Source organism: Erythrobacter sp. JB3-1, assembly GCF_057364995.1.
The window spans coordinates 2,435,803-2,454,712 of sequence record NZ_CP200289.1; the positions used below are offsets into that span (position 1 = coordinate 2,435,803).

At 54.3% G+C, this 18,910-nt stretch carries 23 protein-coding genes and 1 tRNA gene; 12 read left to right on the forward strand and 12 right to left on the reverse strand.

Annotated elements, in window-relative coordinates:
• Positions 1 to 145 precede the first annotated feature (145 nt).
• The 3 genes from AC0V6M_RS11520 to AC0V6M_RS11530 form a co-directional block, all read right to left on the reverse strand.
• Positions 146 to 979 carry a hypothetical protein gene (locus AC0V6M_RS11520; RefSeq protein ID WP_486138948.1) on the reverse strand — a complete coding sequence of 278 codons (834 nt, stop codon included), beginning with the start codon at positions 977 to 979 and terminating at the stop codon, positions 146 to 148.
• A 170-nt stretch (positions 980 to 1,149) separates the two neighbouring features.
• The gene (locus AC0V6M_RS11525; protein ID WP_486138949.1) at positions 1,150 to 1,674 is read right to left on the reverse strand and encodes a hypothetical protein; all 525 of its coding nucleotides are present in this window, start codon (positions 1,672 to 1,674) and stop codon (positions 1,150 to 1,152) included.
• A 134-nt stretch (positions 1,675 to 1,808) separates the two neighbouring features.
• Positions 1,809 to 2,708: a hypothetical protein gene (locus tag AC0V6M_RS11530; RefSeq protein ID WP_486138950.1), complete on the reverse strand. Its 900-nt coding sequence runs from the start codon at positions 2,706 to 2,708 to the stop codon at positions 1,809 to 1,811.
• A 150-nt stretch (positions 2,709 to 2,858) separates the two neighbouring features.
• Between AC0V6M_RS11530 and AC0V6M_RS11535 the strand changes: the two genes are divergently transcribed.
• The 3 genes from AC0V6M_RS11535 (at position 2,859) to AC0V6M_RS11545 (ending at position 3,860) form a co-directional block, all read left to right on the forward strand.
• Complete coding sequence (locus AC0V6M_RS11535) at positions 2,859 to 3,119, forward strand: XRE family transcriptional regulator (protein WP_486138951.1); 261 nt, start codon at positions 2,859 to 2,861, stop codon at positions 3,117 to 3,119.
• A 307-nt stretch (positions 3,120 to 3,426) separates the two neighbouring features.
• Positions 3,427 to 3,660 carry a hypothetical protein gene (locus tag AC0V6M_RS11540; RefSeq protein WP_486138952.1) on the forward strand — a complete coding sequence of 78 codons (234 nt, stop codon included), beginning with the start codon at positions 3,427 to 3,429 and terminating at the stop codon, positions 3,658 to 3,660.
• A 5-nt stretch (positions 3,661 to 3,665) separates the two neighbouring features.
• A complete protein-coding gene (locus AC0V6M_RS11545) occupies positions 3,666 to 3,860 on the forward strand; it encodes a DUF6961 family protein (protein WP_486138953.1) in 195 nt (64 codons plus the stop codon).
• Positions 3,861 to 3,881: 21 nt separating this feature from the next.
• On the opposite strand, the gene AC0V6M_RS11550 is transcribed toward AC0V6M_RS11545, so the two are convergent.
• From AC0V6M_RS11550 to AC0V6M_RS11560, 3 genes are all read right to left on the reverse strand, one after another.
• Entirely contained in the window at positions 3,882 to 4,484 is a 603-nt protein-coding gene (locus AC0V6M_RS11550) for an SOS response-associated peptidase (protein WP_486138955.1), read from the reverse strand.
• A gap of 133 nt (positions 4,485 to 4,617) precedes the next feature.
• A complete protein-coding gene (locus AC0V6M_RS11555) occupies positions 4,618 to 5,157 on the reverse strand; it encodes a hypothetical protein (protein ID WP_486138956.1) in 540 nt (179 codons plus the stop codon).
• 9 nt (positions 5,158 to 5,166) lie between these two features.
• Positions 5,167 to 6,000 (reverse strand): hypothetical protein, encoded by an 834-nt coding sequence (locus tag AC0V6M_RS11560; RefSeq protein ID WP_486138957.1) that lies wholly within the window; start codon positions 5,998 to 6,000, stop codon positions 5,167 to 5,169.
• Between the two features lie 257 nt (positions 6,001 to 6,257).
• Between AC0V6M_RS11560 and AC0V6M_RS11565 the strand changes: the two genes are divergently transcribed.
• Positions 6,258 to 7,181 (forward strand): LAPAL motif-containing putative phage structural protein, encoded by a 924-nt coding sequence (locus AC0V6M_RS11565; protein WP_486138958.1) that lies wholly within the window; start codon positions 6,258 to 6,260, stop codon positions 7,179 to 7,181.
• A gap of 515 nt (positions 7,182 to 7,696) precedes the next feature.
• Here the strand turns inward: AC0V6M_RS11565 and AC0V6M_RS11570 are convergent.
• Positions 7,697 to 8,341 carry a DUF2441 domain-containing protein gene (locus tag AC0V6M_RS11570; protein WP_486138959.1) on the reverse strand — a complete coding sequence of 215 codons (645 nt, stop codon included), beginning with the start codon at positions 8,339 to 8,341 and terminating at the stop codon, positions 7,697 to 7,699.
• A gap of 57 nt (positions 8,342 to 8,398) precedes the next feature.
• The gene (locus AC0V6M_RS11575; protein ID WP_486138960.1) at positions 8,399 to 8,698 is read right to left on the reverse strand and encodes a hypothetical protein; all 300 of its coding nucleotides are present in this window, start codon (positions 8,696 to 8,698) and stop codon (positions 8,399 to 8,401) included.
• Positions 8,699 to 8,817: 119 nt separating this feature from the next.
• Here AC0V6M_RS11575 and AC0V6M_RS11580 point away from each other — a divergent pair, with 119 nt between their 5' ends.
• The 7 genes from AC0V6M_RS11580 (at position 8,818) to AC0V6M_RS11610 (ending at position 16,274) form a co-directional block, all read left to right on the forward strand.
• Positions 8,818 to 9,381 (forward strand): plasmid mobilization protein, encoded by a 564-nt coding sequence (locus AC0V6M_RS11580; RefSeq protein WP_486138961.1) that lies wholly within the window; start codon positions 8,818 to 8,820, stop codon positions 9,379 to 9,381.
• Positions 9,382 to 9,420: 39 nt separating this feature from the next.
• Positions 9,421 to 10,350 (forward strand): hypothetical protein, encoded by a 930-nt coding sequence (locus AC0V6M_RS11585; RefSeq protein ID WP_486138962.1) that lies wholly within the window; start codon positions 9,421 to 9,423, stop codon positions 10,348 to 10,350.
• Complete coding sequence (locus tag AC0V6M_RS11590; RefSeq protein ID WP_486138963.1) at positions 10,350 to 15,140, forward strand: thermonuclease family protein; 4,791 nt, start codon at positions 10,350 to 10,352, stop codon at positions 15,138 to 15,140. Before AC0V6M_RS11585 ends, AC0V6M_RS11590 begins: the two co-directional genes overlap by 1 nt.
• Positions 15,140 to 15,577: a hypothetical protein gene (locus AC0V6M_RS11595; RefSeq protein WP_486138964.1), complete on the forward strand. Its 438-nt coding sequence runs from the start codon at positions 15,140 to 15,142 to the stop codon at positions 15,575 to 15,577. Before AC0V6M_RS11590 ends, AC0V6M_RS11595 begins: the two co-directional genes overlap by 1 nt.
• 8 nt (positions 15,578 to 15,585) lie before the next feature.
• Positions 15,586 to 15,786: a hypothetical protein gene (locus tag AC0V6M_RS11600; RefSeq protein ID WP_486138965.1), complete on the forward strand. Its 201-nt coding sequence runs from the start codon at positions 15,586 to 15,588 to the stop codon at positions 15,784 to 15,786.
• Positions 15,787 to 15,936: 150 nt separating this feature from the next.
• On the forward strand, positions 15,937 to 16,137 hold the full coding sequence (locus AC0V6M_RS11605) for a hypothetical protein (RefSeq protein ID WP_486138966.1): 201 nt from the start codon (positions 15,937 to 15,939) through the stop codon (positions 16,135 to 16,137).
• On the forward strand, positions 16,137 to 16,274 hold the full coding sequence (locus tag AC0V6M_RS11610) for a hypothetical protein (protein ID WP_486138967.1): 138 nt from the start codon (positions 16,137 to 16,139) through the stop codon (positions 16,272 to 16,274). Before AC0V6M_RS11605 ends, AC0V6M_RS11610 begins: the two co-directional genes overlap by 1 nt.
• Before the next feature lie 92 nt (positions 16,275 to 16,366).
• On the opposite strand, the gene AC0V6M_RS11615 is transcribed toward AC0V6M_RS11610, so the two are convergent.
• From AC0V6M_RS11615 to AC0V6M_RS11630, 4 genes are all read right to left on the reverse strand, one after another.
• Entirely contained in the window at positions 16,367 to 17,245 is an 879-nt protein-coding gene (locus tag AC0V6M_RS11615) for a hypothetical protein (protein WP_486138968.1), read from the reverse strand.
• Positions 17,200 to 17,331: a DUF6471 domain-containing protein gene (locus AC0V6M_RS11620; RefSeq protein WP_486138969.1), complete on the reverse strand. Its 132-nt coding sequence runs from the start codon at positions 17,329 to 17,331 to the stop codon at positions 17,200 to 17,202. Before AC0V6M_RS11620 ends, AC0V6M_RS11615 begins: the two co-directional genes overlap by 46 nt.
• Before the next feature lie 97 nt (positions 17,332 to 17,428).
• Positions 17,429 to 17,504 (reverse strand) — tRNA-Lys (locus AC0V6M_RS11625).
• 100 nt (positions 17,505 to 17,604) lie between these two features.
• Positions 17,605 to 17,967 carry a hypothetical protein gene (locus AC0V6M_RS11630; protein ID WP_486138970.1) on the reverse strand — a complete coding sequence of 121 codons (363 nt, stop codon included), beginning with the start codon at positions 17,965 to 17,967 and terminating at the stop codon, positions 17,605 to 17,607.
• A 232-nt stretch (positions 17,968 to 18,199) separates the two neighbouring features.
• Here AC0V6M_RS11630 and AC0V6M_RS11635 point away from each other — a divergent pair, with 232 nt between their 5' ends.
• The gene (locus AC0V6M_RS11635) at positions 18,200 to 18,910 is read left to right on the forward strand and encodes a helix-turn-helix transcriptional regulator (protein WP_486139627.1); all 711 of its coding nucleotides are present in this window, start codon (positions 18,200 to 18,202) and stop codon (positions 18,908 to 18,910) included.

Here is an 18,910-nt window from a genome sequence, read left to right on the forward strand (position 1 = left end):
CCAGTGAGTTTTTCGGGATTTGACAATAACGACTTCTGCTTCCCCGCAAATTGTCCAAGTCTCTGGGGAATGGACGACGACAAGTGGTTAGTTACCGCGATGGCCGAAGAGGCTGGGTTATCCGCTAGGACAGTTTGCCCTGCACTCAATCGTAGTAACCTGCGTCTTCTGTGGTTTCATTCAGAATGCAGCTATATCGATCGTTTTGGTGTTCCTTGGGAAGTTTGATTTTTTCAACCTGCGTCGCGTGTGGACCGTTCCTGACTCTAAGCGGGAAGACTTTGATGGACGTGTGCCAGCTCTCATTGCCTTGGGTTCGATATATCAATCCAATTGCAAACGTGAAATGCGTTGGTTCTGTCCATTTCCCAGTGATTGAAGACTTGAATGTTCGCCGGCGTTCCTTGCCCGGAAAAATAGCAGTTCGTCCGCCCACAAGGTCGCCAGCTTGCAGGTCGTCTGTCAGTTCACGTTTTACATCACCAGAAGTCGGCCTTCCATCAAACAAAAGAGGGAAGTAATTGACGTCAATTGCGGGTGACGCGCCATGGTTTTTCAGAACGATGCGAGTTTTGAGTTCCACCTCATTGTGTGCGACCCACAGGGTGGTTCCAAAGTCGTAGTCGATACTGATCTCCACCCACGGCCGTATCTGCGAGCTAACCGCTTCTTTCGCAATATTGTTGGCTTTTTCGGCTAGGCTGAGAGTTCGCAACAGAGCGAACAAACCAACTCCGGAAATGACGGCTGTTATAGCCGTGACAATGAGTAACCAACCTGCCCACTTTGCCATGGCTTGTTGTGCACGGAGGTCTTGCCCTTCCACGGAGCTGTCAATCGCTTTGGCGTTCGCGCGTTCAGCACAGTCAACCGTTGGTTCGTCGCCACAATCCAAAAGCTCTTTATCAAGAGAGGCCTGAAAGATTGCGCGATTCTCAAACTCGATTCTAGCATCCCAACCGTCAGATATTCGACCCATTGAAAACGTGATCGCCAAAAGGCCAGCAACTGCGGCGATGCAAAAGAACGCGGCAACATTCTGATCGAGCTTACTTGGGATGATTTACTCTCGCATTATGTCAGTTGAGGTGCTCGATTTAGGCGTTTTGTGCAGCTTTTTACGAGCCAATTGAAGCCATATTGGGTTGGTTACCAATCTAGCTGTTCATGGCCTGGAACTCGGCGGGTTGCCCGGTTGAAGTCTGGCGGGAGAGGAAAGTCTGCACCTCGCATCAACTCTTCGTCGCTCGGCATTTCAATAGACTCGGGTGGCGTGTCGCCATCCTCGGTGATGATGATGGGGGGCTTGTCAAAGCGTCCTTCAATGTTGCCCTTTTCATCGTACCCAATCCAGCCGTTGCCTCTGATCTCGAGGCGCAGCCCATTTTGGTGGCGTCCGATCATGACAATCCGCCCCATTGAAGATGAACTGGCGAGTGGGTCGGCTTCATCAATGGCGGAGAAGCCAAAGTGATACTCTAGCTGGTCGAGCGGGCCATCGTCGCGTTGTTCATAGGTTTGAAGACGCCCTTCCGTGCAGTGAAGCTCGGCAAGTGCCTCTGAGATTGCTCCGCCATCTGAGCCAAACGTCGCGACTATTCGAACATTCTTTATTCTGAACTCGCAAACAAATTGGCCCCAATCGAAGGGGGTGTCTGAGGTCTTGTCATCCATGGTTCGAGCATAAGCGGGCTTCCCAAAAAGAAACCCCAACGCTGTAGCGCTGAGGCCTCAGGGATCGCAGTCTGTTTGGACAACGGGGCTGCGTTTGCTCCGGGCGGTTGTCCCGCCTCTCTGGATGGCTCGGGTTAGTCAGTGAAGCGCTTAGCTTCTTGTGCGATCACAAGCGCGAATTCTTGGCTCTGATAAGATGAATAGACCGAGTTTTCAGCGTATAGCTTTGCCTTCAGTCGAAAGCCCGCTGCGTCTGGTGATGGGTGGCGAAACAAGGCTTCAAGCAAATCCCATTGCGCATCAGCCAGGTCCGCTGTTTTCGCCTCATGAGCCTTATTCTCTGGTGAGCCGCACTTGGACTCGTCTCGGATTTCGCAATGCTGCTTCAACCGCGCGTCGGCGGTCTCAAAGTCAGAGAGCAGCTTACCCCATGTCGCCTGTGGTTTTTGCTCTGCTTCGCCCTGGCAGTGGATTTCTGCTTTGACCGCCTCTAGTCCATCACGGGTTTCTAAGGTCCACATTAGGTCCGCTAACCCTTCAGACATTTCTGCGGGCTGCATGAGTGTGATGCCTTCCTCATTCTCGATCCAGCCGCCGCCATTAAGTTCGTAATAGTGCAGCCATTCTGCCGGGTCGAAAGTCCGGCTTGAACCTCCTCTGTCGAGCGCAACTAGGCCACAGAAAAGCGCTGCAAGTGTCTCAGGTAAGGGTAGGCTGTTGGGGTCCTGCCAGATAATCTCAGCGATTGCGCGAACGTCCCCAACCGTCTTGGCTGGAGTATTGAGTAATTCACGCTCTGCGATCAGCAAGAGATTATAGCGGTCGTCCTCCTGTTCTTGTGTAAGGTTTTCGGCGGTTTTGTAATTGTAACCCGCGCGGCGATTCTTCCATGCATCCAACTTCTCTGCGAAGCGGTCTTTGCTGCGGTGTGCGTTGATTTTATCGGTGAGGTTCTGCGTTGCTGCCTCGCCACCTACAGTTTCTAATCCGGTGGCCTGCTTGTCATTCACGCTTGTTTCGATAACGGTGTTCATAGTCCAATTGCCTTCCATCTAGGCTGTTGAGATCAGGCCAGTTTGGGGAGCTACTACCTTCCCGGCTGGCCGCACTGTTTATAGTGCTGATACAATTATTACCACCAGTTGCCCTAGACTGCAAGGCTTAAGTGGTGCATTTAGTCTCACATGATTTCGAGACAATGCCGCGCTGCCCGCGCTTTGCTGGGTTGGTCAATCGACAAGTTAAGGGAAAAAGCTGCTGCTGGTGGTGATCCAGTGGGGCGGATGACGATTGTGCGCCTCGAGCGCGGTGACAAAGTGAACCCCGATAGGGTGCTTGCGATCCGTCAGACTCTCGAAAAGGCGGGCGTCGTGTTTATCGGCAATGAGGAAGTGAGCCGCGCTGGTGGTGAAGGTGTCCGGTTGGGCAAACAGCAGAAGGATTGAATTGGTGGAATTGGTGGAAAAGGCTGCGGGCGGTGATGTTCGATCACTGCGAGAGATGGCCAGCCGCTCACATGAGGCCGCAGAAGGGCGGCGCGATCTGACCGGGGTTGTTTGTCTGGCTGAGGCTCTAACGTTCTCTCGGCTATCGGCTGCGGCGGGTTGTCAGCGATCCAAGCGCAACACAGTGACGGTGCTACAGGAATTGGCCACGTTGCTCTGCGATCTGGGGGACTTGGCGCAATCGCAAGTGTTCTCTGCGCAAGCCAATAGGTTAGACAAACTCTGGCTTCGCTCTTAGTGCAATCTCATGGATAGCGGACACCTTCTTGAACCCGTCACTGTGTTGATTGGGTTAGGCGCACTGTGCGGATTGTTTGCGGCTGGCGCATGGTGGCGGGTCTGGCGTTCGGTCGATACGTCTGGTGAGGTGGTCACCGGGCCAGACAAAAGGCATTTGGCAACTGCTGCACTTCTGTCCGCGATAGCGCTAGCCTTGGCCAGTGGTGGCTATCTTTTGCGCGCTTTTGGCCTGCTCGGTTAACGGATGTGATCCGGGAACACGAACTTTGGGCCGCAGCCCTTTGGGTTGAAAGAAACCACGAAGGCGAGGGGTGGGCGTACATTACGCAAAGGCAAAATGAGCTGTTGGCTGACGGCGATTTAGACGGCGTCAATTTATGGGGCGAAATTGGCCACCGATTTGCGCAACTTCTCTCCGGTGATATCGGAACTGTTCAATAGCTCAGTGGCGGTCGGATCGGCCTAGCTAGCCCACCTATCTTGAGTGCGGTTGATCTTGATTTGACCGTTGTAGGAACGACAAAGGCTTTTGGCCGTGGCTGTATCGCTTCCAGTCCACTGGGCGTATTTGTCGGGCCTCAAGATCACAGGCATTCGATTGTGCACAGATGCAACTTCTCCGGCACTATCGGTCATCACCATTGAGTAGCAATCACCCCATTCATCTGAGCGCCGCCAGATACCGGCGCAGGCAAATAGCTCCGTGTCGGGCAGTGATAGCCAAGTACGGGTCTTAGCTCCCTTCGGCCCCTCGGCCTCAGCCCAAGCGCACAACGGTATGAGGCAGCGGCGCTCCTCAAACGAGTGTCGCCACATGTAGCTATCGAGCTTATCTGAACGCGTGTTGTTTACTGGCCTGGGCTTGAGCGGCTCGCCCGTCTTCTTGCTCCTTAGTGTAAGCGGGAAGCCCCAGTTCATCTGCTGAACTTTGCCATCAGCGATGACTAGACCAGGGTAGCCAGGGTAGACCTCTGAAGTGAAGTTCGCACCGCCAAGCGCTTCAATGGCAGCGAACCACTTGGCGACCTCGTCTACGGTCTTTGTCGTGCGATAGAGATTGCACATTATTGATCGCCCCGAACGCTGTTTGGCATCGGGGGGTGACGAGTCAACTGCTTAGAGTGTCGACCGCAAGTCTCAGATCACCGAGGAAGGATAGATTACTGACCAATCACATTCAGCTCAAACACAAGGTCGATCATGTCAGGTCAACTTTCTTCCGAACGGCGAAAGAAGCGAAAGTCCAGACAAGTGACAAGAACATACCCAGCCATGAAATCAGCATGAGTATGCGTGCGATCAAGATGCTCCGCATGGTCCAGAATTTCTCCGCTGTATAGCCCCCCTCAGAGATTTCAGCCCGCGTCAGGAACGGGCATGACCCCTCATAAATTTCGTAGATAACTTCTTTGCATTCGAGGCCGCGCAAACCGTTGTCGCCATTAGGCATTTCAAAGATAAGTAGCGAAAATAAGACGAGGTACAGCAACGCGAAAAGGCCGCTAAAAAATGCCCCCCATCTAACTGTGCGCAAAATCCTAACTTCCGGTGCACCGCGATAATGAAGGTATACCAGGATTAAGACCACCAACTGGGCTATTGCTGTCAGTTGGGCAACGCCGGGAGGCCATGGTGGAGTCAGCTTAGCAAGGGCGGACACCATAACCAATGCGGTCGCGGCGACGCCAGCGCCGATCAGAGTCAGATATTCCTTAAAGAATGATTCGAAGGTGACCACTAGCTCTGCTCATTTCTTGATAACAAACACGGATTTTTCCCCTTGGACCTCTTGGTCGAAGCTACGCTGCCCAGTCGAAACAGTGCCGTCAGACCAGATCGCCTTATACGGCGTTTTGCCCGCTACGATCACAAACTGGCTGCCGGTTTCCTCTCGCCAAAAGCAATTTTCAGTATCGTAGGGGTCGATTCCGCGTATTTCGCAAATCTTCAAATCGGTTTGCGTCGATAGAAATACCTTTGCGCCCGGCGGGATAGTTCGCAGCTCTGCAGTGAGACTACCTACGTTACAGGGCGGCTCGTTCAGAACTTCATAGTACTCCCCAATCCTTTGCAAAACCTCGTCATCGAGGTCCAGGTTAAATTCATTGGAATCCTCGTTTTCTGGGTCGGGAATATTGAAGTGAAGCTGCAAGTTCTCTTCAATCTTTGACGCTTGAATGAGGTCAGTCATCGTGGAGTTTGGGCCGCTTGACCGCACAAAGCCGAATTGCTTGTCTATTGCCGTGTAGGCTGTTTCTAGAGCGACAGCTTTCTCTTCCAATTTCCGAAACTCTGAACGCCACAATTCCTCAGGAATACCGGCGTTGACGAGCCTGCGTTCTAGCTCGTAGTTTTTTTGGGCTAGCAGCCTAAGGTCAAGCTCGCCTGAATCCTCTATGGAGAAGAGAATTGGCGAGCAATCGGTGTTCACTGCGCCAGTACTATACATATCCTCCACCGCCGCCTTTGCGGCCAGATACTCTGAGAGGTTGGCGAGTTCACGCGTTTCTGCACCCACCATTCTTGTTGGGATGGAAAGAAAGAGAGACCAACCGAGAAGCAGATAAAAGGGCCGCATCAATTTCAATCTCCAAACACTAGTTAGGCCAGCTCTATTCTGATTTTGGGCAGGAGGTTCGCTTACATTGCTGCAGAAGTCCATTTTATTCTAACTGTAAGATCACGATGACTTACATGGACGAGACGGCGCGGATCAGGAAATCTCGCGATGGATTGTTGGAGGTGTCGGTATTTTAGAGATTAATCCCATTGGTATTGGAAATTGATTCTATTAAGTATTCGGGAATAAATTCAGTTGATCTATTTTCAGGGGGTTAAATGGCTACTGTCGCAATGCCTGTCAACGAGACGCCGCTCAGTCTTTATATCGCTCTAAAAGAGGGAGAGCGCGCTGACCTTGAAGTCGTCAGTCGTGCCGCAATTGAGTGGTCACGCATGATCCAAGAGGCGGCTGCTCAAGCTGATCCATTTATGGAGGTTCGTGTTGAGCTAATCAGCGGCACAGAAGGTAGTATTAATCTCAATTCGGTAATTCACGCTGTAAGTGGAGTCATTGATAACCCGAAAAAACTGAAAACCATTGCGCTAGCAGTGGGAATTTTCTTTGCGCTAGAAGCGGGCAGTTGGGCCGTAAACAAAAGCTTGGATGCGCTCTGGGATTGGGTGTCAACCGAGGTTCCCGAGTTGATTGAAAACCTCACACAAGACGACCGAATTGAAGTGGAGGAGGTTGTTGCTTCAATCGCTCAGTCGCGGACGACACAGGACAAGGCGCGAAGAGTTTACTCAGAATTGCAGCGCGACAACAGCGTCACCGGCGTCGGCATATCCTTTCGCGCAGGGGAGCGCCCAAGTGTGATCGTTCCAAGGAGCGAGTTCAGTGTTCGTGCAGACAGTGTTGAAGTAGTAACAGAAACGCGGACGACGAGGGTTGTCCCAAGCCGCGTTACGCTAACCTTGATAGCCCCCGCTCTCGCAGACGATGACAGCAAATGGCGTTTCCGCCTAGGCGACCGAACACTTTGGGCCTTTATGGACGATGACGATTTTCGCGCTCGTATTATGCCAGGCTCAAACAGCGCCCCGAAAATGCTCATTGGCATTCAGATGGACGTTGATTTGGAGACTATTGAAGAGTTGCAGGAGGACGAAACTTGGAAAGTCGAAGAGCACCATGTTGTTCGGGTCCGAAGCCTCAAGGAGCCACCGAGCCAAACAGACTTCTTGGATTCAACGATTTAAGGCCCAAAGTCGCCATGCAACCGCAATGAGGATCGCCGCACCCACGGCGTATGAGGCTGTTGCGTCAACGTATCGTATAGTCATTAGAGCTAGAATTGTGGCAAGCCCCAGCCCGATGTAAGGGAGGGCCTTAGCACCCATTTTGGCTATCACGCGCATATCGTGATAGTATCACAAAACGCGCAAAAGGCAAAACATGAATCATATCAAGCACTTGATTCAAAAGGAGGAACTGGAACGTCAGGCAAAAAAGCGCTGACGCTAGCGAAGGCTCAATCAGAAGGTCGTCTGGAGGAGTTTGTCGCACTCCACAAGACGCAAAAAGGTGATGCTGACGCCTTCGTCGCTACGCTTGCGTCGAAGGCCGGAGAATCGAAACCAAATTCGAAAAAGCGTCTCAGGGTATTTGCGGAAGAATTGAGCGGTAGTGATCGACTTCATCATACCCACTATATGGCAGGGCCCAGTTACGTATTTAGGAGGGGATATGCCCAGTTCAGTTACTGTCTTTTCAATTAACTCACTCTTTTTAGCAATCTGACTTTGCCCTCCATCATATACTCGCGATCGGTGGGAATTGAGATTTTTCCCTGCCAGTAGTCTTCGGCCAGGCTCGCAAACTCCGATAATTCAACAACGTCTCTGATCGAGTTGGGGTCACAGACGTGTATGCGCGCTTCGGCCATTACCTCAACTTCGAAGACTCTGATGTTGGTCGTTTGCGCATAACTTTGAAAGGCCGTCATCCATTTTGAAATTTGTTCTTCTTCGGCGAGCCAAATCGAACGCCGGCGGCTTGGGAGGTTTGCGAAGGAAGTTGCTCTTACTTGTTCGAAAATAGCTTCTCTCGCCACTTTTAAAGCTTGGCTTTTGTACGCCCAAAGGTGCCATGCAATATCCCTGAATTTGGTGGCCTTCGCTAACTTGAAGGCGTCGTCTTTGTCTTTGTAGGTTTGCGTCAGGTTGCCTTGATCTAGCACCAGCCGTGGATCATCAGCTTCAGCGATTTCGAGAAACGATGCACGACTACGGTTGAAGCCTCTCTCTATCCCCTTGGTGAATTCGTTCGTTTGCCAATTAGTCGTATCGATTATTCCCCCCTCAGAATCGCCTTCATGATCAACTGTCACGCGTTGAATATGAAACAGTCTTTGTTGCATGATTTTTCGCTTTCACTTGTTGGACATTCACTAAAACCGCAAGCGGCAGTGAGTAGGTCAAAGTTCAAATCGCAAACACACAAAGCTCGCTTTACCTGCCAGCTTTACATCGGGAAATGCGCTTGCAAAAGCGACGGCATCCTCAATCGTCACGAAATAGACTGCCATCGCGCTCCCACCAATAGATCGAGCACTGTGAGCAGCGAAGGCTCCATTGGCTAAGTTGCCACGCAACCAGGCGTGAATATCATCCGCCAGCCTAACTAAGCCATTAGGCGGCACAGCCAACTTAATGCGGATCGGAAAGGCGTCGTCGTCACGCTTGCGGCTAGGGTGGTGCGTCTGGTCATTCGCCACGGATGGCAGACGGATAGCTTATAGGAAAGCCTATTTGTCCGACGCTTGACCGACAAAAAAAACCGTGCTATCAGCACCCTATTCTGATGTTCCATCGTCGAGAGACAGAAGGACTGACAATGCAAGACGTTAAGATCACGTTCCGGGCCAGCTCGGAGATTCATTCAAAGATTGCAGAAGAGGCCGAGAGGTCTGGGTGCAGCGTGTCCGAATACCTCAGAGAGGTTGTCCGGGCGCGAGTGCTTGGCGATGGTGCGCAAGGCGGGAGCCAAGAGGTCTCAGCGAACCTGGGTGGATTAAATCCATACGCCAAGTTGGCACCGGCTGCTCATGGCGAACTTCAATCACTTCGAACCCTTTCCCAAGCGGCACTGTCTATCGCGGTCCGCGATGACGACGTGACAGCTTCTGTTGAAGCCTTGGCCTTCGGTCGTTTGGCCTTTGCTCATTCAACAACCACTGAAGATGGCGGGCGCCTCATGAAGTGCTTGGCCACCGCAATCGGGCTTTGTGCAAGCGATGACTTAGTGGGGCTTGCCGCCGAGTGTGTCGCTGTCGCCGCCGTCCTCGCTGACAGGGGGGACGATTTAGCCGCTGATGAGCTGAACATGGTTTCTGAGTGGGTCGGGCCTGCCGCGATGGTGAGGGCCAAGGAAATCCAAGCGTTGATGGTGGAGGGTTAGAATATGCTGTTCGGAGGCGGTCGAAAAAGCGCGCGCAGTTTGCCACCCTCGCGTTACGGCACGCGCGACGCGGCAAGAATCCTGATGCTCAACGAGGCGCGAAAGAACGGCCTCGAGGGCAATCCAGCCACCGAGGGCGCTGATGCTGTCATGGCTCAAGATGCTGTTGGCCAGCCTTCCGGCGCTCCTAGTATTCGGCCAGCCGTGCGGTCGGGTATTCTAGGCAATTCCATGCGTTCGCCCTTCGACTATGAAGGCGTCGCTAATGCTCTAGCTGGACCGATGAAGCAGCCAAAAAAGGGCGGGTTCCTCAATGATCCGAATCTGGGCGGCAAGCTCTATGCGCTAGGTGGTTTGGCTAGCGGCGATGGCGGAGTAGCGGTTGGTCAGTACCACGCGCAAAGGGCACAAGCGGACCATGCGCGGCAGTCTTCGCTCGCGGATCACGCCAAGATGCTAGCGCAGTGGCGCTATAAGGATTTTGAACGCCAGAATGAGGCTGATCTAAGGGCCAGCGCTCCTTTCACGGTTGGGCGCGACCGGGTTCAATACAATCCCGGAACCGGACAGTCTGATGTACTTTATGACGGCGCAGAGGACTTTGAGCTGTACGCTGAGCGCCTAGGCCTCGAACCGGGCACCGATGAGTATTACAACGCGGTGGAGGACTATGTTCTTCGGTCATCTGGCCCATCCGCTTTTAATCGTGACACAGCGTTGGACGATCATCGCACTGGCAATGATTTGCGGATGGAATCAACCCGCCACGGCAATCGCGAAAGCATGGAACGCTTGCGCCAGGGCAATCGGATGCAGGTTGCTCGAACTAGAGGCAGGGGCAGAGCGTCAGCAAAGGGCGGTCGTCCTAACACAGACCTCCCAACTGTTGCTTCACCAGCCGAGGCTCAAGCACTTCCCTCAGGTACTCGATTTAGGACGCCAGATGGCCGCGTGAAGGTGCGGCCCTGATGAATGATTGGGACGCCTTTCCAGACGCCCCTGCTGAACCGCAGGGCGCTGACCCGTGGGCCGCATTCCCAAGCGTTGAGCAGCCAAGGGCAAAGCCAAAAGTCAAGAAACCGCGTCGGCAAATGCAACCAGTCCAGCCGGTTTTGCAAAAACCTATCGCTACTGACGGGGATACGATCCGCGATGGCGATACACGGGTTAGGCTTTGGGGTGTTGATGCGCCTGAATTGACGCAACAGAGCTTTGCGCGTGACGGTTCTACGGTAATGATCGGCGAGGCGTCCAAGAGGTTCTTGGATGATACGCTTTCAGCGGCGGACCTTCCCGAGATTGGCGAGGTGCAGTCTAAGAGTTATGGGCGGCTGGTCGCCCCGGTAACGGTTGATGGCGATGACCTCGGATTGCAGTCGCTTCGTTATGGTCAGGCATTCGCTGCTCCAGACTATCTCGAAAGCGATCCTGAGCGGCGTTTTCAGTATCAGCACACAGAAAATCAGGCCCGGCTCAATCGGCTGGGTGTTCACGCGCAGCCAACAGACTTGCCCTCTGAAGTTCGCGCTCCGGGTTACCGTCCGCCTGAATTGGAAACCAAAGGGCATTCACCCCACATGCCAACGCCTTGGGCTGGCTTTCGCGAAGAGGATGCGAAGGCGTTCCTCGCGATGGCCTATGACCCCAATGTTCCCATCATGAAGGCGGTGGCTTTTGCCCGAGATAAGGGGGGCATTGTCAATGCTGCGGAGATTAAACGTTCACGCGATTACTACTTAGAGCATGGCAAGGCAGGGGGCCTAAATTATGTGAAGGCTCCAGCCTATCAGATTGACCGGGGAGATGGAGCAACAGGTGCGGGCGTGCGCGGCTTCGGTTCGGGCTTCCTGTTTGAAGGCTTGGACGAACTGGGCGCTGTTGTTGACACGCTAGGGGCAACGCCCGGGCGCGAGAATATCTGGAATTCGGATCGGCGCTTGCCGGATATCTGGCTCAACAACCAGCAACAGAACGATGCGATCCTTCGCTATGATTCTGACGCTCACCCTTACGCCACGACTGGCGGTAAGTTTGGCGGTGCAATTACGTCTGGTCTGGTGATTCCTTACGGAGCGGGCGCTCGCACTGTGCCGCAATTGGCCAAAGTTGGGGCGGGCGCTGGCTTTGCTGAGGGCTTCTTGGGCACGGGCGGTAATGTAAGTCAGCGCTTCGTAGGCGGCGCGCAAACAGCGCCCTTGGGTGCGGGTCTGAGCGTCGTAGGTGGTAAGGCGCTTCAACACGCCGTTCCAGCCGTACAGCGTGCGGCTCAGGCGCTACGGCGGAATTCTGCTCAAAGTGCGCAGCCTCAAGTCAGCGCTCCTCCGGTTGATGAATGGGCCGTATTCCCTGACGATGGCGCGCCGCAAAACTTGGCGATGGCTGCACAGGATGAACCGGCGCAAGTGATGGAGCTTGCAAGGCCGCTTACCCAGCCAAGCACACGCGCTGAGCTTTTGGCATCATCTTCCCGTGTCCAGCCGCGCGATATGTTGCCGCTGCCGGGCAATCTCCCTGATGTTGATGATGCGATTGATGCAGGCCGGTTTGTGGAGGCTCGACCCGAGAATGAGGCAACCGCGCTCCAGCGCCAGTCCGTAACCAACGCGCGGGGTGAAGCGGTGCCTAAGGTTGGGCCGCTAGACATGGTTGGTTTCCTTCGCACTCGTGGGGGCCTGAAAGATCAAGGCACTGAGCTTTCGACGATGGGGCTAACGAACGCTGCACGTCGCGGTCTAGACCACGTTGGGCAAGAAACCCGGTTCGGCCCTCTCGTGGACAATGAGGGCGGCTTGACCCTTGATGAAGCAGCGGAAGCAGCATGGGAGGCTGGCTATTTTCCAGAGTCGGTCGAACGTCCTGATGTAAACACCTTTCTGGGTGCATTGCGGGAAACATATGAGGGCGGTCCGGGGCGTCGTTTTCTTGCCGATGATCAGCCGCAAGTTGAAGCGTTTGATGCAATGCGGGCTGAGCGCTTCGATCTGGAGCAACAGCAGTTTGAGGCTGATGGCCCAATCTATCAGGATCGATCCAGCGTTGCGGTTGACGATGCGCCGTTCCCGCCTGTGCAGGCCTATGAGGAATGGCCTTCCGATGCGATTACTCGCGTCGGCAATGTCGATGTTACCAAGCTCGACAGCCCGCAGGATATTAGCCGTGCGCTTAAACAGTCGCATGGTGCGGTGGGCGGGTTTGATGCTGCCACCCGGGGGCGCATAACGCAGGCTGAGACAGAGCGGCTGGCTGGCGAATTAAACATGACGCCGGACCAACTCTTGTCGCGGCGCAAGGGTCAGGCATTCAATGCAGAGGAAGCACTGGCCGCTAGGCAGATTCTAGCCAAGTCGAGTAATGAACTGGTGAACGCAGCGCGTAAGCTCCAAAAGCTGGATAGCCCAGGTGATGAATTGCTTGCCGAGTTTAGGCAAAAATGGGTGCGCCATGTTGCCATCCAAGAACAAGTCTCTGGGGCAACTGCTGAGGCTGGCCGGGTGTTGCAGCAATTCAAAATGTCTGCATCCAGCCGGGCCGTTCGGGGTGATGTGCTTGGTGCATTCGTTCGCGGCGGCGGCGGCGAGGGCGATCTAAAGAACGCTGCTGATGCGCTGATTGAAGCGGTTGAGATGGGACCAGGCAAGTTCAACGCGCTGGCCGAACAGGCGGCTAAGCCAAAGTTCCGCGATAAGGTGAGCGAGCTTTATATCAACGCTCTGCTGAGCAATCCGCCGACACACGTCGTCAACATGGTTTCAAACACCATCACGGCGATGGCTCAAATTCCCGAATATGCCCTTGCGGCTGGGGTCGGCGCTGGCCGTAAAGCGTTGCTTGGCAAGGCGGCTAAAGACCGCATTCTTGCAAGTGAAGTTGGTGCGCGCACCTTTGGTCTAGTGCAGGGGACAAAGGAGGGATTGCAGCTCTTTGCCAAGGCCCTGCGCACTGGCGAAGCTGATGACTTTGTGTCGAAGGTAGAGGGCGACGAATTCAAGTCCATCTCCGGCCTGAAGGGCGAAGCAATCCGGCTACCCACTCGGTTCCTCACCGCCGAAGACCAGATATTCAAAGGCATGGCGCGCCGCATGGAATTGAACGGCCTTGCTGTTCGCAATGCCCACCGCGAAGGCCTCAAGGGGGAAGCGCTTGAACAGCGTGTCGCTGAGTTATCAGCGAACCCCACCGATGACATGCTTGAGCGGGCGATGGATTATGGCCGCTATCTGACCTTCCAACGCCAGCTTGGCCCGGTCGGGCAAGGCGTGTCACAGATCACCTCTAACAGCCTTCTAGCTAAGGTGGTCGCCCCATTCGTTCGCACTCCGGTCAACTTGATGAAATACGCTGCGGAACGAAGCCCAGCCGCTCCGCTCATCAAGGAATGGCGTGATGATTTTAAGGCTGGCGGCGAACGCCGCGACTTGGCGCTGGCAAAAGCCACTATCGGAACCGGCATTGCTACGCTGATGTATCAGTTCGCACAGCAGGGTCTAATCACTGGCGCAGTTCCTTCTGATCCAAAGAAGGCCAAGCTGCTCTATGCTGACGGCTGGCAGCCTTACTCAATCAAGGTTGGCGACCGCTATATCAGCTATTCCCGGCTAGATCCTCTTTCGACCACCATTGGCGTTGCCGCTGACATGGCCACGCTGCCTGAGGGAATGAGCGACCGGCAAAAGGAAGACCAAGGCACGATGCTTGTTGCCTCGGTAATGGGCAACCTCGCAAGCAAGACGTGGCTGTCTGGTGTGTCATCATTTGTCGAAGGCCTTAGCGATCCCGCCAGACATGCAGGCAATTGGATTGAGCGCACGGCAAGTTCATTCGCTGTGCCTGCTGGCGTTGCAGGTGTGGCTCGCCAGATTGACCCTATTGCTCGCACCCGCGACGGAGTGGGTGAGGCCATACAGGCACGCATGCCCGGAATGTCAGATGATCTACTGCCTCGCCGAGATGTGTTTGGTGAGCCGGTCGTGATGGACAGCCTTGGCCCTGATTTCATCTCACCGTTTTGGCAGTCCAAGAGCAAGAACGATCTGGTCGTTGCTGAGATGCTGAGACTAGAACAAGGCGTGTCTGCACCGGGTAAGAGCTTTACCGAGGATGGGGAGCGTATTGATTACACCCCTGAAGAATATGACCGCTACCATGAGATTGCTGGTCGCCTAACCTACAATGGTCTGCTGGGTCTGATCGGCTCTGAGGAGTATGAGGGGCAAAGCGATACAGGCAAGCGCAGGCTTGCGAAGAAAGCGATCGCGAAGGCCCGCAAAGACGCTCGTTCGGTTCTTGATGATCTCGATTATCCTCTGCCTGCTAGAGGTGAATTGCCCGCAGGCGGGGCGACCGGCGATAGCTGGGATGCATTCCCGGATGCAGACGGCAGTGGAGGCAGCGCGCCTGATGAGTGGGACGCATTCGAAGATGCGCCTCAACGTGACGTTGTGGGCAGCTTGGAGCAAGCAATCCCCGGTGTGCGGGTGACGTCAGGGTTTAGAACGCCTGAGTATCAAGAGGACATGCGCAGGCGTGGCTATTCGCCAGCCGCAAACAGCGCTCATCTGGACGGCTCGGCGCTAGACTTGGTTCCACCAGCGGGAATGTCGATGCAGCAGCTTATGACTGAGGTGCAGCGGGTTGAGCCTGAGGCCTACATGCTGCCTGAAGGCGATCACCTGCATGTTGTCTTCCCTGATTGGTATGGCGCGCCGGTTCTGGGCGGTGCGGTTTCGGCTGGGCTTTCCAACCCGGCAGGGGGCCGCTGATGGCAGAGAAGAAGCCGATCAAAGACGGGCAAGGTTCGGACGGCAGGTTTGCCAAGGGCAATAAGCTTGGAGGCAGCAAGAAGGGTTCGCGGCACAAGACAACCTTGGCGGTCGAGGCGCTGCTCGAAGGCGAGCACGAAGGCCTGACGCGTGCGTGCATCGAGAAGGCACTCGAAGGGGATATGACCGCGATGCGCCTTTGTTTGGACCGCATTGCACCGCCTCGCAAGGATTCGCCGGTCAAGTTCCAGCTTCCCAAGATTAGGACCGCTGAAGACACTGTTTCAGCGTCGTCCTCGGTGTTGTCGGCTGTCGCTGATGGTGAGGTAACGCCTGATGAGGCAGGCCGGGTCTTAGCGCTTCTGACTGCGCACAAGCAGCTTGTTGAAGCCTGCGATCTCGAAACACGGATATCAGCACTGGAGGCCAAACAATGAATGCAAGAATGAGCAAGCGGGTCGAAGCGCTAGAATGCCAAACCGATGCCGCAACCGCAAAGTGGCACCGGATCATTCAGCACTTGGGGCAGACGGAGGCCGAAGCCGTCGAAGACTATGAGGCTGCAAACGGCCCTATCGCAAAGGACCACTCGTTGATTGTTCGCATAATCAAGCCATCGCTGAAGACCGAGGAAGCACTGGGGTAGGGGTAATGGGTGATTTGATCAGACGTGTCTGTGAGCTTGGCTCCGCACAACAACGGAAACCTTCAGGAACGGATAAAAGCGCAGGCCAGCCGCATGGGCTGAAGTGCTACTCGTTTGATGACCTGGAGCAGTTCAGGGGAGGAAAGCAGTATGCTGCGTAGGATGGAGGCAAGGGTGACGGCGTTAGAGGCTGAAACTCCTGATATGGCTTTTGGCGCTGCGATCTTAGTTGAGGCGGGCGAAGACGACGATGCTGCGCTGGCTCGTCATGTTGCTCAACATGGTGAAGTGGAGGGCGAGCCGTTCTTCATCGAGCTGGTTCCGTATGTTCGACCTGAGGTGGCCTACTGATGAGCAATCCTATTGTGCCAGTTGTGCCAATCGTTCCGGGGGCTTTGGATGATAATCGCGTGCTCGATAGCGAGTGGGATGAAGTAGGATTGCACGATATCCCGGTTCACATCCACGACGACGGCTGGTCGAGTTAGCGCGCACGTAGCCTAGCTGAATAGCACTAGGTCGAAGGGTGCACTGCACACGACGCCGCTCCTAACAGGAGTGCGCTTCGATGTTACTGAAATTATTGTTTTGCTTTTGGTGCCACTTTTTCACCTCGGGCAATGCGATCTCTGAGTTCATTCCAAAGGCTCATGTCTCTTTGACTGGATACGAAAGGGGGCTCTCCGTAGACCAGATCATAGCCAATGGCTCCGGCGTGCACCTCACCAAAGATGTCGGTGTAAATAACGCCTCCGACAACCCGCAGGCCAATTTCGAAAAGTCCAATCTTTTGTTTGGGCAGGCGGAACTGATTGCTCTCTCCAACGGCAGTGGGGCCCCGAAACGGGTGATCGGACAGATTGATTGCAATAGGCTCTTGCGAATCCAGATTCTGTTTTGTCAGCTCTTCAATCTTGAAGTCTGCGTAGACCACTACGCAAGGGCTTTTACCTATTCCCTTCAGCACTATTCCAACAGCACCTTCGGCAAACTCTGGCTCAACAGCAACTTTTCCACCTTCCGCTTTGTGAAAAGCATCAAGCTGGGCTCTCGCATAAGAGGCGGTCTTCCGAGTTTCCCAAAAGGTCACGAAAATCAGAAACAGGCCGAGGATTCCAACACCCATCCCAACTATCGCGGCCTTCCCCATAACCCGCGTCCAGTTGGCCATGATTTGCTGAGCTTCGAGATCATATGCACCGCGTTCGGCTTCGTTTGCGGCCTCTTGTTCAGTGGTTATGCAATTGTTCTCGCTAGCCGTAACGACACCGGCGGTTTCGCATTCAACGCTTATGCGGGCGGTATCTGCATATTGCTCAGCATGTTCTTGTGCTTGGAGGCGAATTTGTTGCTCTGAAGTTGTTGCGTCAGACCAGAGCGAAAAGCCAACAACTCCAGCGAGTATCGCGCCTACTAGAAATCCAAGCGTATAGTTTCGCACCCTATTGCTGTCAGACATTGAACAAGAAACACCGCTGTAAATTTACCCCGGCTGATCTTGTTCCTGATATTCGTCTCAGAGTCCACATTTACATTATGTAGCACTTAGGTGTGACGCTTCGTGCTTACTATGTGCTTACTGGCTCGAATTATGAAGGCTGAGGTTGCAGCCAAACCAGTGCGTAAGTTATTGTTTTAGAAATGGTGGACGCACTAGGGTTCGAACCTAGGACCCGCTGATTAAGAGTCAGCTGCTCTACCAACTGAGCTATGCGTCCATCTGGCCGCTTCGATCATTATCGATGCTGCCGGTCTGCCGAGGCTCGAAGGCCCCAGTTGGGCCATGCCGATTCGGCGAAGGCGCTGCGTATAGCGCGCTTATCGGCGATTGGAAGGTGTTTTGGGTGCCTCGGTCAATTGCGATAACTTGCGCTTTGCTTTTTCCGTGAGCTCAATTCTGGATTCAAACTCATCGTGAAGCGCCGAGATGATCGTGATCATGCCATCATCCTGAAGACGCGCGACAAGGTTTAGGGCTGCGCTTTGGGTTAGTCCTGCGACGCGGTGAACCTGACGCAGGCTGGTTGATTGTCCGGCACACTCACGGCTGTAGACACCGCCCAATAGGGCAGCGACAGCGGCAACCTCTAACGCGCTATGCGCGTCGGCGAGACCGATATTTGATGCCGCGTCGCCTGAGCGGCTCCGAAATGGGAGCGCGCGGACAAAGCGATCGCGCATGCGCACTCGCATAGCGAACTCCTTAGATCAAAAAACCACTATGCCCCATGATTGGCCCGCGCCGCACGCAGGCCAATCAGGAGGGCTTTGGATGCAAACCTATCTGCGTGGGAGGTTCGGCTTGGTGCGACCCGAGGGCCGAAGCGCAGATGCTTACAGTTTTGCTTTAGGGTTAATGACCGCAAGGCATAAGTCGCCTGATTGGGGGACATGTGTTACACTGTACCAAGATATGCAGCGATACTTTGCAAAAATAGAGCAATTTGAAGATCTCAGTGAGCTCTTGCATTTCGGTCGGCAAATTCAATCTAACCACGGCGTGATACGGCAGAGTTATCACTTTTCTCCCATTTTCGAAGAACCCAATTCCATTGGCACGATCGTGTATTCGCATGGATTTAGCCGCGAATGGTTAGAGCGTTATGACCAGTCAGAATTCAGACTGTCGGACCCTATTCCGAGCAGAACGCTGGAGCACGGTGCGATGCTGACATGGGCTGAGGCAATGGAGATCGGTGAGAACACTCCTGCTAATCTGCAGTACTTTGAAGAGCTAAAGAAGGAGGGGTTGGTGCATGGCTTTGGCATTCCCTTGTTCGGTCCGCGAGGCCGCAATTCCTATGCTTGTTACGACTTTGGTCGCCCGGTCTCCGAAGTGGATGATGCAGTCTTGGGCACAGTTCGTAGCGTTGCCCAAGCCGCGCACCAAAGAGTGTGCGTGCTGATCGACAATACCCATGCCGCTCCAGAGCTGTCTGATCGCGAAAAAGAGGTACTGGGATGGGTCGCGCGCGGGAAGTCCATTGGCGTGATTGCGACCATACTCAATCTGTCGCCAGAAACGGTGAAGACCTATTCAAAGCGGACATATGAAAAACTGGGCGTGTCTGACCGGGTCGGAGCGACCGTGAAGGCGTTGAAACTCGGCCTGATCAAGATCTAG

Bases quoted from the DNA above. Each gene is read 5' to 3' on its own strand.
- AC0V6M_RS11520 (WP_486138948.1), bottom strand. From the start codon at position 979: ATGGGTCGAATATCTGACGGTTGGGATGCTAGAATCGAGTTTGAGAAT.
- AC0V6M_RS11525 (WP_486138949.1), bottom strand. From the start codon at position 1,674: ATGGATGACAAGACCTCAGACACCCCCTTCGATTGGGGCCAATTTGTT.
- AC0V6M_RS11530 (WP_486138950.1), bottom strand. From the start codon at position 2,708: ATGAACACCGTTATCGAAACAAGCGTGAATGACAAGCAGGCCACCGGA.
- AC0V6M_RS11535 (WP_486138951.1), top strand. From the start codon at position 2,859: ATGATTTCGAGACAATGCCGCGCTGCCCGCGCTTTGCTGGGTTGGTCA.
- AC0V6M_RS11540 (WP_486138952.1), top strand. From the start codon at position 3,427: ATGGATAGCGGACACCTTCTTGAACCCGTCACTGTGTTGATTGGGTTA.
- AC0V6M_RS11550 (WP_486138955.1), bottom strand. From the start codon at position 4,484: ATGTGCAATCTCTATCGCACGACAAAGACCGTAGACGAGGTCGCCAAG.
- AC0V6M_RS11565 (WP_486138958.1), top strand. From the start codon at position 6,258: ATGGCTACTGTCGCAATGCCTGTCAACGAGACGCCGCTCAGTCTTTAT.
- AC0V6M_RS11570 (WP_486138959.1), bottom strand. From the start codon at position 8,341: ATGCAACAAAGACTGTTTCATATTCAACGCGTGACAGTTGATCATGAA.
- AC0V6M_RS11580 (WP_486138961.1), top strand. From the start codon at position 8,818: ATGCAAGACGTTAAGATCACGTTCCGGGCCAGCTCGGAGATTCATTCA.
- AC0V6M_RS11590 (WP_486138963.1), top strand. From the start codon at position 10,350: ATGAATGATTGGGACGCCTTTCCAGACGCCCCTGCTGAACCGCAGGGC.
- AC0V6M_RS11595 (WP_486138964.1), top strand. From the start codon at position 15,140: ATGGCAGAGAAGAAGCCGATCAAAGACGGGCAAGGTTCGGACGGCAGG.
- AC0V6M_RS11600 (WP_486138965.1), top strand. From the start codon at position 15,586: ATGAGCAAGCGGGTCGAAGCGCTAGAATGCCAAACCGATGCCGCAACC.
- AC0V6M_RS11605 (WP_486138966.1), top strand. From the start codon at position 15,937: ATGCTGCGTAGGATGGAGGCAAGGGTGACGGCGTTAGAGGCTGAAACT.
- AC0V6M_RS11610 (WP_486138967.1), top strand. From the start codon at position 16,137: ATGAGCAATCCTATTGTGCCAGTTGTGCCAATCGTTCCGGGGGCTTTG.
- AC0V6M_RS11615 (WP_486138968.1), bottom strand. From the start codon at position 17,245: ATGTCTGACAGCAATAGGGTGCGAAACTATACGCTTGGATTTCTAGTA.
- AC0V6M_RS11630 (WP_486138970.1), bottom strand. From the start codon at position 17,967: ATGCGCGATCGCTTTGTCCGCGCGCTCCCATTTCGGAGCCGCTCAGGC.
- AC0V6M_RS11635 (WP_486139627.1), top strand. From the start codon at position 18,200: ATGCAGCGATACTTTGCAAAAATAGAGCAATTTGAAGATCTCAGTGAG.